Consider the following 14140-nt stretch of genomic DNA (forward strand, 5'->3'; position numbering starts at 1 on the left):
ATCGGCTCCAGTTAAGCGTCTTGTGCATTTGGATCAAATATATTTACTACACTTTGTGACTCATCTGCAGCGCGTTGAATAGCAGTTTTAATACGTTTATAAGCCATACAGCGACAGTAGTTACCATTCATATGGCTTACTATTTCTTCATCTGAAGGACTTGGGTTAGCTGCCAGTAATGTGGCCGCTTGCATTATTTGCCCCGACTGACAGTAACCGCACTGTGGCACTTGCTCTTCAACCCATGCTTTTTGCAGTGGGTGTTCGTTATTAAGCCCTTCAATTGTGGTGATGTTTTTTCCTGCAATTGCGCCAATTGGTAAAACACATGAGCGAGTTGCTTGCCCATCTAAATGCACTGTACACGCACCACACATTGCAATACCGCAACCAAACTTCGTCCCTTTTAATCCAATTTCATCACGAATAACCCATAACAATGGTGTATCTTCACTTGCGTGTGATTCGACCACCTTGCCATTAATTGTAAACGTCACCATAGCTTGCCCCTTAATTACGATTTCTATAGTCACTTTTAAACTATACGAACAGCTTCAAAAGTGACTATAGCTATTAAAAATATAACTACGACCCTACTCGTTATATTTTTTCATTAAAATTTTTATATTCTGTTTTACTTAAAAACTCACTTAATTGCTCTTGCGTATCTATATCTAAACTCGCACTACTTAAACTAATTGTGTTAACAACTTCACGACTAGAGCGCAATAATTGCTGTGCACCTCTATCCGAAGTTAAGCTTGCAAGCTGAGATAAATCAACCGCTGGGAATATAGCGGGTACACCTAAACGCTCGCCATAGTTTGCGCACCAGCGCGATGGATTACGTGTAAAACCAGTAACTAGCTCACTTAAGTGCGCTACTTTTAGCTCAACCTGATCCGCGAGCATAAATAAAATCCCATCGAAGGACTTATTTTTAAACACAGTTTGAGACGCTATCGCGATTGAATTACCTAAACCTTGGCTCCATTGCTTGTTCTCAATTAGCTCTATGTTTTTATAACCGGTCAGTACTTGTGCTACTTCTTTATGCCATGCCCCGGTAACTACATACACGGGCGTGTCATCAAGTGCTTGAAGTGTATTTACTGCATGTTCAATCATTGTTTTGCCAAACCCGATATCAGCCGTTAATTTACAGCCGTTAAAGCGAGATGATTGCCCTGCGGCTAAAACAACTTTTGCAATTAGCACTCCTCTTGCCCCCAATGGCTTAGCGATTGGGCGTTTTTGTCACACAGCACTGCATGTATTTCGCTGATCAGCGATAGTGCAATACTCTCTGGCGAGTCGCCGCCTAAATTTAAACCGACAGGCCCAAAAACAGGAGACTTTATTTGTGAAACACGCGTATTCGCGTGCTCTAAAACTTGTTCACGCCTGTGCTTAGGACCCAATAACCCTATATATTTAAAAGAAACATCTTTAAATTGAGCTAACGTACTCGCGTCAAGCTCAACGCTGTGAGCCATTAAAATAGCCGCATCGACTTTATTAGTTATGCAATATTCTCTTAACTCACTCGGTGTGATGCGCAAAATAGCATCTGCATTTTTAAAATATTGCCTTTTTGCATTGGCTGCACGCGTGTCCCATACAGTTACACTCCAACCAAGTTGTTTGGCAAATGTATAAACCGGAACCGCATCGGCCCCACCACCCACTATTAATAAATGAGGCGGCGGATAAATAGAAGTTTGTAAGCACGTAGCGCCTTTTAATTCTATTAACTGCGCTTTGCGGTTCATTGATAAACCATGTAACTCATCATTTTGCGTAAATACACCACTACCGGCTGGCAAAATGGGGCTTACCTGTTGAAGGTATCGCCCTGGTTTATTCTCATTAAGTGCTTTAGATACAAGCTCTAACTGTAAATAGTCATTAGCTTTGTGAATGGGCTGCAGTAAAATGTGTACTATGCCCCCACAACCAATACCAAGTTGAAATGTTAAATCGTCTTCATCGGTGGCATCATAACTGATGGTTTTACTTGTTAAAGTACTCATTACTTGTTTAGCATGGCGCTGTATGTCAGCTTCTAAACAGCCACCTGAAAGCATCCCCAAGCGCTCGCCTAGGCTAGATATAAGCATCATAGCCCCTAGTTTTCTGTAGCTAGAGCCTTCAATTTTGTACAAAGTAGCTAAAACCCATTCTTGGTTGTCCCTATTTTTATACCAAGTGTTTAAGATACTTTTTAAATCTGTAACCATATATTGCCCTTTAAAAGCATTTTTTGCGTTTAAAAACAAACCAGCCTAAACAGCTAATCTAAAACTTAATAATTCACGCACAATTTACTCCTCTATTATATCGTTTAAGGTCTCAATTAACTCATCAAATTGCTCATTAACGCTTTGGCGTTGTTTATCATTTAGAGTTGAGTTTAATTCGTAGAGTAAATTTATATATAAATTTAAGTTTGCTTCATTGGTTTTCAATAGTGCGTCGCTCATATAGAGTTCGCGCTCTTTAATAACCGTACTTAACTGATTTATAAAATCTTTTTCTGTAATTTCAGCATTTGTAAATACCTGCTTGGCTGCATTCAAACGGTTTTGCTTGTACTTTAGCCACAGCGTTCCTGAGTCTTGATGTTGCTCATTAGTTGATTTAATCAGCGCTTTTTGTTGTTTATTAAGCTTGCCTATCCACTGCTCGTAGTATTCAAATTGCTTTTCCAGGCGCTCACTTTTTCGCTCAAGCGGGGTTTGTTCGTTAAACTCTTCGCGTTCGTCGTTAATTTTTATTTGAATATTGTTTAAAAGTTCTTCTCTTTGCTCACTTGATAAAGTTGCACCCAGTTCGGCTAAAGGCATGTGCGCGTATTCAAGTAGGTTTTGCCAATGCTTTTTAGCAAAAACCACCTGCTCTTTTAACTTCTCAATGCTTAGTGTGTTGTTAAAAAGTGCCTTAATATTTTGAATGTCTTGTTTATAGGCTGGTAGCTGCGTACTTCTATGCCACGCTTGGGTCGTGTTAATGATCTTTTTAAGCTGCTTATTTTGTGTTTTATTTAAATCAATATAATCATCTACCCAAAATGACGAAAGCCAACTCAAATTATTGTAAGTAAAAGATGCCGAACAACTACATAAAAACAACATACTTACAGCAAGGCATATCTGTTTTAGTTTTTTTGCTTTGAAATTTTTAAGCATAACCTTCTCTATTATTTAGATTGTGGCAAAGCTCAAAACTCATTTGATAATAGTTATCATTTAAGTGTTGACTTACATTTAGATCTAACTGATAATCGTTCGCACAAACACAGTGTAACGACCTCAATGCCTACGGAAGAATATTCAGCAAGGATGCTGACACATTAAAAGAAGAGCGTGCCGCTTCGTGTTATTACTTACTCGACCCAAGTAATAACATCAAATATCACATTTACTTGCTACATTGCTCATATTAGTGACGGTTAATATGATTCAAAAAAGCCCTAACGGGCTTTTTTTATTTCTTTAAATTTTCTATAAAATCTGTATCTTACACTTCTAAACTCGTTTACTTACCTTAAAAGTCCACCGTGCTGTTATTTACATTTTATACGCACGATCTGATAAGGTATCGCCTTGCGTTTACGCTAAAGCTGGCGTAAAACATAACAGTAGACACCCTTTTTTGCATCTATTTATAGTAACCGATTTAGTCTCTACTTAAATGCATTGAGTATTAAACGTTTAAAATGCGCAAATAGTGCAAAAATTTAATAATTTAGCATTCAACTATGGCCTGTTGACCTTTTAGCATTAAAATTTGTTCTATCTAGGCGCTATTTATACCAATCTGCTTATATATGGGGTCTATTTAACGTTAAAGAAATTACGCTAGAACTAGGCAAAAGTTTTTGTATCTAGTTGTTCTAAATGAAAATTTTTAACGACGTTATAGTGCAATTTAATTCGTTAAATTGATCAAAGATTTATGCAGGTTGGTATTAATCGCCGCACGAAGTTTGTAACCTAGTAGGCTCATTAAAAACCGAGCAACAAAAAGCGAACCTAAATAGCAGCACAAATTTAAACTAGAAAGATAAACAGGCGTTAATACCTATTGTAACTATTACTAATTGGAGACATTAATATGTCACAGTTTAATTTGAAATCACTCGTTCTAGCTGGCGTTTTGCTTGCCAGCCCCTTTGCTCATGCAACATTAGAAGATGGCATAAAAGCAGCAAACGAAGGTGAATTTGCAGTCGCCCTAAAAGAATTTCAATACCTTGCCGATAAAGGCTTTGCACCAGGAATTTACGAACTAGCTAAATTATATGAAGGTGGATACGGTGTAACGCGCGATTACCGCAAAGCAGCTGCGCTTTATCAACAAGGCGTAAAAAAGAACCACCCGGATTCAATGTTTGCTCTAGCAGTTTTATACGACGAAGGCAAAGGTGTTAAACTTGATCACCAAATGGCTGTTACCTTATTTGAACAAGCAGCCAATAAAAACCTGCCTGCGGCTCAGTTTAATTTAGGGGTAATGTACTCCAACGGCGTAGGTGTGACTCGAGATTATAAAGCTGCGCGTAATTGGTATGAAAAAGCGGCCGCTAATAATTACTCTTTGGCTCAATTTAATTTAGCGCTAATGTATTTTGAAGGTCTAGGCATGCCAAAGGATCTAGAAAAGTCATACATTTGGAATACTATTGCCGAGTACAATGGCAACATGCAAGCAAGTCATAGCCGCAAACTTGATGAGCGTAAAATGCTACCTAAAGAAATTGAAGAAGCTAAAGAAAAAGCCGATGCCATTTATGCAAAAATACAAGTGGGTACTTATGCTGGTGAAGGTCGCTTATTTTAAGTCTTATTTTAGAGTTTAAGAGTTTAGTTTGAAGCTAATCTAAAAAGGCTGAATTACATAACGTAATTCAGCCTTTTTAATATATCTTGATTAGCAAAATAAAATCTATTCAACTTTACAAAATCAACACCCTATCATTTTATATAAAGCCATTTTAATAGCTTAATAATAAGTTTACTTTGTTTAAGTAACAGATTAATACGAGGATTAAATGAGCCTGATACTAAGGTGTTTTTAGCGTGGCTGAACGTTAAAAAACCTTCAATACCATGATAGTGCCCCATTCCTGAATGCCCTACACCACCAAAAGGGGCATCGTCAGCAGTTACTTGCACTAACGTATCGTTTATTGCCACAGTGCCACTGATTGTTTGCTTCATAATGTATTCTTGAGCGTGCTTATCTTGCCCTAAAATATAAAGCGCTAATGGGTGGTGATGCGCTTTAATGTAATCAATTACAGTGTCGAGCTTTTCGTAACTCATTATTGGTAATATTGGACCAAATAACTCATCTTGCATTAGGCTCATCTCGTCAGTCACTTGAGTCACTAAGTGCAGCCCCATACGATGTTTTTGCTCATCTTGCTGGTTTTGCTCAAGTGGCTTAATAATGTTTGCGCCAAGCTCTTGTGCTTGCTCTAAATAAGTTGCTAAACGTTTATAGTGTGCATCGCTAATAATAGAAGTTAAGTTTTTACCTTCAACACCGTCTTTAAAATGCTTTTTATACAGCTCACACAATTGCTGAACCAGCTGATGCTCAAGCGCTTTGGGTACAAATACATAGTCGGGAGCAACGCATATTTGCCCTGCATTAGCCATTTTTCCAAACAGTATGGCTTGCGCCGCTTTTTTAATATCGGCATTTTGCGTAATAATAACTGGCGATTTACCACCGAGTTCGAGCGTTACGGGTGTTAAATTACGACTCGCCGAAGCCATTACTAATTTACCTACGGCCGTTGAGCCCGTAAATAATAAATGAGCTAATGGGAGCGATGAAAATTGCGCGGCTACATCGCTGCCGCCTTGTATTATCTTACAATGCGCTTGCATGTCGTCTTTAAATATTTTTTCGATAACGGCGTTTGTGTGAGGTGTAAACTCGCTTAATTTGAGCATGACTCTATTACCGGCAGCTATGGCAGTAAACACAGGTACTAACGCTAACTGAATCGGATAATTCCACGGTGCAATAATACCAACCACACCTTTGGGCTGGTAATTAACACTTACTTTTGAAGGCCACAAGCTTAAACCAACAGAGCGATTACTTGGCTTTGCCCATTTTGGGAGCTTTTTAATAATGTGTGCGAGCGTTTGCACCGTAGGTAATATATCGCCAAGTAAAGTATCGAAAGCAGTTCTATAACCAAAGTCTTTTGAAGCAGCATCCACTAGCTCTTGCTCAAGTTCAACAATACGTACACGAAGTTTTTTTAATAAAACGAGACGTTTATCAATTGGCAAGTGAGGCGTTTCGAGAAAGCTTTTTTGCAATTCATCAAATTGGGGAATTAAAGGCATTGCCTGTAGTGTGTCGGTGCTCAAAATAGATTACTCAATTTTTAAAGTTACCGCAGACTATAACCTTGTTCTGTTTTTCGAGCAATAACACTAATTATCTAAAAAAGAGCTTCTTAAGCAATATAAATAAGTATAAAGAGTAGCTTTGTTTAAAACTGTAAATATAAACAAAGCTACTCTGGTATAGGTTGATTTAGTACAGCTTTAAAAGCCAAATACTTGAGCTGCTATAGTCATTGTCACTAGCGTAATTAATACAATAGCAACAATATTTAGTATAAAGCCCGCTCTTATCATGTCGCGCATTTGAATTTGCCCTGAGCCAAATACAATGGCATTTGGTGGTGTCGCTACTGGCATCATAAACGCGCAGCTACATGCAATAGCGGCAGGAATAACCCATACAAGTGGCGAACCTGTAATAGATTCTGCAACGGGTCCTAACAAAGGAAGAAAGCCAGCTGCAGTTGCTGTATTACTCGTGATCTCCGTTAAAAACGTAATTAATGCCACAACAACAAGTACGCTCATAACAAGTGGAATAGTACTTACACCCTCTATCATTTGGGCAATAAAATCAGCAAGGCCTGATGATTTTATTTGAGACGCTAATGTTAATCCGCCTCCAAACAAAAGTAGTACGCCCCACGGTACCTCTGATGCGTGATGCCAATCAAGAATACGCTCATTTTTGCCTTTATTCGCTGGCATTACAAACAACAGCAATGCCGCAGCAATTGCAATTGTAGTATCTGAAATATTAAGACCTGTAATATCGCCTAATAAAGGTCTAAATATCCAACAAAGTGCAGCAAGTACAAATACAAACAACACGCCTTTTTCTGCACGTTGCATTATTCCAAGATTTTTTAGCTGAGTTGTAAACACCGCTTTTGTATCAATTTTCTGATCGTTTTTAACATTAGCATCTACTTTATACGCAAACTTAGTAAGCCAAACCCAGCTAATAACTAGCATGCTTAAAGACAGAGGTACACCTACAATCATCCATTGCGCAAAGCCAATTTCTATTTGATAACTGTCTGATAAGTAAGCAGCCATTAAAGCGTTAGGCGGAGTGCCGATTAAAGTAGCAATACCACCAATACTTGCACCATAAGCGATTGATAACAGTAAAGCCTTACCAAAACCTTCATTTTCAGGGTCTGATTGTTTAACTAAACTGGTAATCGAAAGTGCAATAGGCAGCATCATTACGGCTGTAGCCGTATTAGACATCCACATCGACAAAAATGCGGTAACCAACATCATAGCTAAAATTTGTAGGCTTGGTTTTTTACCTGCGTATAGCATAGTGCTAAGCGCAATACGTTTATGTAAACCCCAGCGCTCCATAGCAATGGAAATTAAAAACCCACCTAAAAATAAAAAGATTAGCGGGTGTGCATACGGTGCAGCCACACTCTTTATTGCTGCTATATCAGCTAGTGGTGATATTACCAATGGTAGCAATGCAGTTGCCGGAATTGGTACAACTTCGCTCACCCACCACGATGCCATCCAAAATGCTAAGCCTGCAGTTTTAAATGCCGCAACCGACATACCTGTTGGCGGATCGAATAAACAGGTTAATAGCATTACTAAAGGCCCTAGTATTAAAAAAAGCCATTGAAAATGTTTTTTCTTATCGGGTTCTTGCGTCAGTATGTTGTCTGTCATGATAAGCCTCTAAAACTTATATTTAAGACCAAGCGCAACACTGTTGTCGTCTTGTTCTTCTAGATTAAGATCGGTGTATAAAAGGTAAGCTGTTGTCTGCTTATCAAATACATAGTCAAGGCCTGTGCTCCATTGCGTTGCCTCAGAAACTTGACGAAGTGTAGAGTCATCTTTAGCAAATTGAATCTTTGGTACCCACTTGTCAAGCGTATAACTTGCACTCAATACATAACCATTACCAGATTTAGTGCCATCCACTGATTCCGAATGCTGGTATAAGCCGCCTAACTGTAATTGCTTAAACTTATAAACGCCTGCAAGTCTACTTGCTGTAATATTATTAAGTGAATCAACATGACTTAGTGACACATAATACGGGGTGTTATTTAAATTACGATCGCCATAAATAAGCGTAGCAGCAAAACCGGCTTCATTATCTTTATTATCGTCTTTAGGCGCGTAAGTAAACGAAAACTGTGTATTATGCCAATAGCTTGAAGTGTAGGTTATGGTGTCTCCGAGGCGATCTTGCCCTGCAATAACTTGTGCCATGTCGGCTTGAGTTTCATTAAAGTTATCAACTTTTCCTTCAGAGTATTTAAAGCGTGTATCGTTTCTTCCTACTACAACTTCACCAAACGCACCTTTTAAGCCCAAGTAAGTATTACGTGCAGTAAAAGGCTCATCGGTGTCGTCTTCCTCAAACCCTTTAACTTGTACTTCGTATTTAAAAACAACGCTTAGGTATTCGTTAAGTTTGTGGTCGCCTTTAATACCAATACGCGAGAACGGCGCGTCTATTTGCGTACCCTCATCTGCGTATCGCATAGTGCCTGTATCAGTATTTGCAATTTGTACTTCAGCTTTACCATAAACGGTATAATCAACCGCTAAAACAGTATGCGAAAATGTAGCTAAGCAACTCAGTGAAGCTAGATAAATAGTAGTGTGTTTGAACCTTATCATTGTGTGTCCTAATTATTAGAATCTACTTATTGTCGACTCTAACTAAGCAAACACATTGCCAATGATGTAAATGGTATATATTTCATAATCTTGACACTAGCTGTGGTTTTTATCTATACAAGATTGTGCGGATTACCGCACATTAAAAACCAGGCTATGTCACTTTATCCACACATTTTAATCGATGAACATATCGCGGTTGAGCCCATATTTACTCATTTTATCGTAAAGCGTTTTTCGGGCAATTTGTAATGCTTCCATGGTATTTTTAATACTTCCATGGTTTATCTCAAGTGCATGTTCAATTAGTGATTGTTCGTAAAATGATACTTTCTCTGACAAACTTAAATCGGGCGAAAGCTCACCCTGACCTTGTGTTTTTGTGACCGAAAACGCCAGTTCAACGCCTAATAGCACAGCACGCTCAGCTTGGTTTCTAAGTTCTCTCACATTCCCAGGCCAGTCGTAAGCTAATAAACGCTGTTGTAATTCACTGTTTAAGGGCGCTGGTGCTTTGTGATAGCGAGTAGCTGCAATTGAGCTAAAATGCTTAAACAATAAAAGTATATCTGCTTTTCGCTCTCGTAGAGGCGGTATATTTACTTTAACTAAGCTGAGTCTGTAGTATAAATCTGCTCTAAATTCACCTTTTTCAACTAAAGAAAGTAAGTCTACTTTAGTCGCTGCAACAATTCTGATGTCTAAATCAATTGCTTTGTTATCGCCTACAGGTGTTACTTTTCGCTCTTCTAATACGCGTAGTAACTTAACCTGCAGCGACATTGGGGTACTTTCTATTTCATCTAAAAATACCGTACCGCCCTGAGCAAATTCAAACTTACCCTTTCGACTTTGCGTAGCACCGGTGTATGCCCCACTTGCTGCACCAAACAATTCGCTTTCTATTAATTGCTCTGGTACTGCGCCACAGTTAATAGCAACAAAATTACAGCTAGATCGATTACTTTGATCGTGTAGATAACGCGCTACCAGCTCTTTACCTGTGCCAGTTTCACCTTCAATCATCACATCGGTTGGGGTATCTATAATTGTATTTAACAAGTGCATCATGTGTTGCATTTTAGGTGTATCACCTAGTATGCGTACACCTGGGGCTGAGGTTTTCTGTACAGCCACTTTTAATGCGCGGTTCTCCATAACAAGGCTTCGTTTGTCGCACGCTCGTGCTATGCAATCAAGAAGATGTTCGTTAACCGGTTTTTCAAATAAATCATACGCACCTAATTGCATCGCTTTAACTGCAATCGATACATCAGCGTAACCAGTTAAAAATATTACAGGGAGCTCACTATCAAAAGCCGTTATTTGCTCTAAAAGCGTTAAGCCATCCATGTTCGGCATATTTATATCGCTCAGCACAACTCCAGCAAAGCGCCTATTGAGTTTGCTAAGAGCGGTACTTGCGTCATTAAAGCACTCAACGGTGTACCCTTCGAGAGTGAGCAGTTGCTTTAAAGAGTCTCTGATCATTGCTTCATCATCAATGACTATTATGTGATTACAAGGTAGGCTGTCAATCATCTGTATTTTCCTGCCTGTTAGAAAGGCTAATTATAAATTCAGCCCCTCCCTCTAGCCGGTTGTGTGCGCTCAAACATCCATTAAACGAATCAATTATTTGTTTTGATATGGATAAACCAAGGCCTAGACCATTACTTGATTTAGTGCTGTAAAAAGGTTCAAATAAATGACTAAATGCATGTTGCTCAATACCAGAGCCTGTATCTAAAATCGACAGTTTTACACGCTCTTCAAAACACTCCAACTGAAAACTTAAGTTACGAATAATTGCGCCGTTCATAGCTTGGCTAGCATTCGTAATTAAATTAACAAGTACTTGTTCAAACTTCAGCGAATCGACCCATACAACGACTGCTTCATCAAATTGAGGTGGCTCTACTTGTACGTTATCTTGCTTTAGTTGCGCGCTAGAAATCATTAAGGCGTTATTAACAAGCCCTGCAAGCGGGTAAGGTCTGAGCTGCATTTTTGAAGGTTTACTGAAATGCTTTAGTTGACCTACAATTTGATGCACTCGATCAACTAATCCCTCAATCACCACTAAGCTTTCAGCTAATGCTGAAGTATTTCCTTTCGCTAATAAACGCTTTGCCGAAGCTAAATAAGTATTAATAGCACTGAGCGGCTGGTTTATTTCGTGGTTAATTCCTGCACTTAACTGTCCTATTGTCGCAAGCTTTGCAGATTGCACTAAGGCTGTTTGTACTTTTTCCAAAGCTTGAGTGCGCTCAAGTACTTCAAGTTCAAGGCTATGTCTGGAGTACACCAGCTTTTTATAGCCCGCAAACCGAGTTAATAAAATATAACTAATAATAATTATCAAGCTACAGATAATAGATACCCAAAATAAGCGAGGCAGTTGGGCAGAATTAACTTTTGTTATATCAACGAGTACGTTCATTGTGGCATTAAAATATCGTAAAGGTCTTTGCGATATTACGTAAAGTTTTTTATCTATTTTAAAATGTTTAATACCTTCATTAGAAAATTGAAACTGCTTTATATACAAAGGTTGATGATCTAAATAAGCCCGACGAGATTTAATATCTCTGCGCATAGTTATATCAAGATCAGTGAAGCTGTTTAATCGCCACGTTTGCATATCTGACATTGCAATTACGTCATCTGCAAGCTGTAAGAAAAAGTGGCTGCCCTTTGACGTATTTAAAAGCTCTCTGTCGTCCTCAAATTTGCTTACATTGACTTTTAGCACAACAACACCAATGGCTTTATTATCGCGATATACAGCCTGTGAAAAGTAGATACCACGCTCTTTAGAGCGCATACCTAGTGCAAAATACGCTACTTTTTCGCCTGCAAACGCACGTTTGAAATAAGGTCTAAATGCAAAGTTACTACCTAAAAAAGTGTAATCTGCTTGCCAATTACTACTGGCAATAACTTCGCCTTGAGTATTTAGTACAAAAATATCTGATGCACCGCTGGCTTGTTGAATATCAGCAAGGTAGTTATTAATAGCGTTATAGTGCTGTGGCTGCGCATCAACAAAGTCTATCATTAACGAGTTATAGGTAAGTAACTGTGGAATAGCAGAAAAACGAGCAAGTTCAGTATCAATATAGTTATTTAATTGCGTAACTTGGCGTTCAGCCTGGTAAGTTGCTTGCTCAACATCATGAGCTCTACCAAGCCAAAACGTAACAACTAATATAAGTACGAGTAACACAAAAATAGTAATAATTTTTTTAGAAAAGGAAAACATGGATAGCTCGCAAAAAAATAGCCAAGAAAATTTTAGGGCGCTAGTGTAACGGCTAATCTCTAGCAGAGATATAAACTTTTTGTTAACAACAGTTTTAAAGTGCTTAAAAACAAAAATCGCCGTAAACAACTATGTTTACAGCGATCTGTTTAGCATTAAATTAAAAAACAATTAATTTGTAGCTAATGCTGATCTATTTTTAACATATTTATATAAGCCAATTAACGACGCCGCAATCCAAAATATTTCGATTACAAAGCTCGCTAAATTAAAATTATAACAAAGACTAATTAATAGTAAAATCGCCCCTGTTAAATTCATCATATTATACGTTAAGCTAGCTGGAGATGTTTTACCTAGCTGCAGTAAAAAAAATGAACCAACTACTAAAAAAGTACCTGTCATACCTATGATGTCAAATAAGAGTGCTATCACGAAACTATCCTTTATCCATTTTTAAATAACCCAATAAACTGGCCCGATCCATGGGGAGGGTATTTTTTCATTCATTGAAACAGCAAACCGGGCGATTCTATCAATGTGGTAAATTCTAACAAGGCCATATGTCCGTATGGAGAAAGCTTTATTTAAACGTTACTTTTCCGCCGATGATTTTATAGGCTGGTGCACCACGAATAATAGCCTCTCGGGCAAATGGACGGCTACAGTTAGGGCAAATACATGGCTCACTTGTAAAGTCTTGACTAATACGCTCTTTAAAACACTTAACTAATGCTCCCTTCCCTCCTTTTCGATATTTAAATAAGGAAGCTTTACAGGCTGAGCAAAAAATATCGACCGTTTTAGTTGGGCCTTTTTTATTAGGTTTTGCCATTAGGTTTTGCCATTAGGTTCTGCTGTATTATATGAAGAGTTATTAACTATGATATCAGTTTCGATAGGTAAAGGTGACAACTGGGTTTTAGAATTTTTGTGCAGTATGTTCGTTCAAGCTAGCTCATAATAAATTATTGATTATGAGAAATATAACCTAATCCCTAAAAAAGAAGCGGTTTAATTGAGATGATAATACATTCATATTAAAAGGTTTAATTATAAACCCCGATACTTTAGCTGCGATAACTTGCTTAACTTTATCCGTACTGTCTTCACAAGTAACCATTAAAACGGGAATATCAGTGAGTGCTTTATCCTGTCGAATATTAGTGAGTAAATCAACGCCATCCATTTTTGGCATATGAAGATCTGTAATAACCAAATCGAAATGCTGGTGACGTAATAAAGCCAAAGCTTGCAATCCATCAGTTGCTTCAACGATATTGCTATACTCTAGTTTTCTCAACATATTAATTAATACATGTCGCATAAGCGGCATATCATCAACAACTAATATTTTCATTAGTACGTTTACCAAGTCATGTAAAGGGGATTATATAAAACTACTCTACTCGAAGATAAGGAGCAAATTTGGTTTTACTAATTATTTGAACTTACGGCCATATTCCTAAAATGAGCCCCATTAACGAAAACTGTAAAACATGATAACCCCCGTTAATTAAAAAAAGCTTTAAAGGACGTTGCTCAAATATATAACTTAATCCTAATGAACTACTGATCCAAAAAAAGCCGATCACAAAGCCTGCCCCTATACTTTCACCTACGCTTGCGTCCTTACCTAAAAAAAGAGACAGCATTAAAGCCGCTATAAAAACTAAAAAAAAGCTGCCACCAAATATCAACTTAGGGTTAGCCGATTGTAAGTCCAGATCAGTTAAGCCACTACTTTCTAGCCAAGCATTTTTAAAGAAAGCTTTTGAGTACCATATGCCGCCAAGCATAAAAGAAGACAGCGCAGCCACTAGTATCGCAAAATAATTAACATCTAAAAGATTCATAC

14 protein-coding genes are annotated in these 14140 nt (G+C 38.1%); 1 reads left to right on the forward strand and 13 read right to left on the reverse strand.

Annotated elements, in window-relative coordinates:
- Positions 1-11: 11 nt before the first annotated feature.
- The 4 genes from WNY79_RS01115 to WNY79_RS01130 form a co-directional block, all read right to left on the reverse strand.
- The gene (locus WNY79_RS01115) at positions 12-500 is read right to left on the reverse strand and encodes a (2Fe-2S)-binding protein (protein ID WP_007582016.1); all 489 of its coding nucleotides are present in this window, start codon (positions 498-500) and stop codon (positions 12-14) included.
- 100 nt (positions 501-600) lie between these two features.
- Positions 601-1218 (reverse strand): nucleotidyltransferase family protein, encoded by a 618-nt coding sequence (locus tag WNY79_RS01120; protein WP_024598553.1) that lies wholly within the window; start codon positions 1216-1218, stop codon positions 601-603.
- Positions 1212-2240 (reverse strand): XdhC/CoxI family protein, encoded by a 1029-nt coding sequence (locus WNY79_RS01125; protein ID WP_304180811.1) that lies wholly within the window; start codon positions 2238-2240, stop codon positions 1212-1214. The genes WNY79_RS01120 and WNY79_RS01125 overlap by 7 nt, the downstream gene beginning before the upstream one ends.
- Before the next feature lie 84 nt (positions 2241-2324).
- Positions 2325-3188 (reverse strand): DUF6279 family lipoprotein, encoded by an 864-nt coding sequence (locus WNY79_RS01130; RefSeq protein WP_342874860.1) that lies wholly within the window; start codon positions 3186-3188, stop codon positions 2325-2327.
- Between the two features lie 928 nt (positions 3189-4116).
- Here WNY79_RS01130 and WNY79_RS01135 point away from each other — a divergent pair.
- Complete coding sequence (locus WNY79_RS01135; protein ID WP_076925612.1) at positions 4117-4842, forward strand: tetratricopeptide repeat protein; 726 nt, start codon at positions 4117-4119, stop codon at positions 4840-4842.
- 134 nt (positions 4843-4976) lie between these two features.
- Here WNY79_RS01135 and WNY79_RS01140 read toward each other — a convergent pair whose 3' ends face one another.
- The 9 genes from WNY79_RS01140 to WNY79_RS01180 form a co-directional block, all read right to left on the reverse strand.
- Positions 4977-6395, reverse strand: coding sequence for a coniferyl aldehyde dehydrogenase (locus WNY79_RS01140; protein ID WP_342874861.1), 1419 nt, complete (start codon positions 6393-6395; stop codon positions 4977-4979).
- Positions 6396-6575: 180 nt separating this feature from the next.
- Positions 6576-8051 carry a DASS family sodium-coupled anion symporter gene (locus WNY79_RS01145; RefSeq protein WP_342874862.1) on the reverse strand — a complete coding sequence of 492 codons (1476 nt, stop codon included), beginning with the start codon at positions 8049-8051 and terminating at the stop codon, positions 6576-6578.
- 9 nt (positions 8052-8060) lie between these two features.
- On the reverse strand, positions 8061-9017 hold the full coding sequence (locus WNY79_RS01150) for a porin (RefSeq protein WP_197184892.1): 957 nt from the start codon (positions 9015-9017) through the stop codon (positions 8061-8063).
- A 177-nt stretch (positions 9018-9194) separates the two neighbouring features.
- Entirely contained in the window at positions 9195-10559 is a 1365-nt protein-coding gene (locus tag WNY79_RS01155) for a sigma-54 dependent transcriptional regulator (protein WP_121955124.1), read from the reverse strand.
- Positions 10552-12282: a cache domain-containing protein gene (locus tag WNY79_RS01160; RefSeq protein ID WP_342874863.1), complete on the reverse strand. Its 1731-nt coding sequence runs from the start codon at positions 12280-12282 to the stop codon at positions 10552-10554. Before WNY79_RS01160 ends, WNY79_RS01155 begins: the two co-directional genes overlap by 8 nt.
- Before the next feature lie 171 nt (positions 12283-12453).
- Positions 12454-12717, reverse strand: coding sequence for a hypothetical protein (locus WNY79_RS01165; RefSeq protein ID WP_024598561.1), 264 nt, complete (start codon positions 12715-12717; stop codon positions 12454-12456).
- Between the two features lie 148 nt (positions 12718-12865).
- Positions 12866-13117 (reverse strand): hypothetical protein, encoded by a 252-nt coding sequence (locus WNY79_RS01170; protein ID WP_024598562.1) that lies wholly within the window; start codon positions 13115-13117, stop codon positions 12866-12868.
- A gap of 156 nt (positions 13118-13273) precedes the next feature.
- Positions 13274-13642 (reverse strand): response regulator, encoded by a 369-nt coding sequence (locus tag WNY79_RS01175; RefSeq protein ID WP_024598563.1) that lies wholly within the window; start codon positions 13640-13642, stop codon positions 13274-13276.
- A gap of 91 nt (positions 13643-13733) precedes the next feature.
- Entirely contained in the window at positions 13734-14138 is a 405-nt protein-coding gene (locus WNY79_RS01180; protein WP_024598564.1) for a DUF1761 domain-containing protein, read from the reverse strand.
- Positions 14139-14140 lie beyond the last annotated feature (2 nt).

It is taken from the genome of Pseudoalteromonas sp. AS84, from assembly GCF_038900255.1.
Taxonomy (GTDB): domain Bacteria; phylum Pseudomonadota; class Gammaproteobacteria; order Enterobacterales; family Alteromonadaceae; genus Pseudoalteromonas.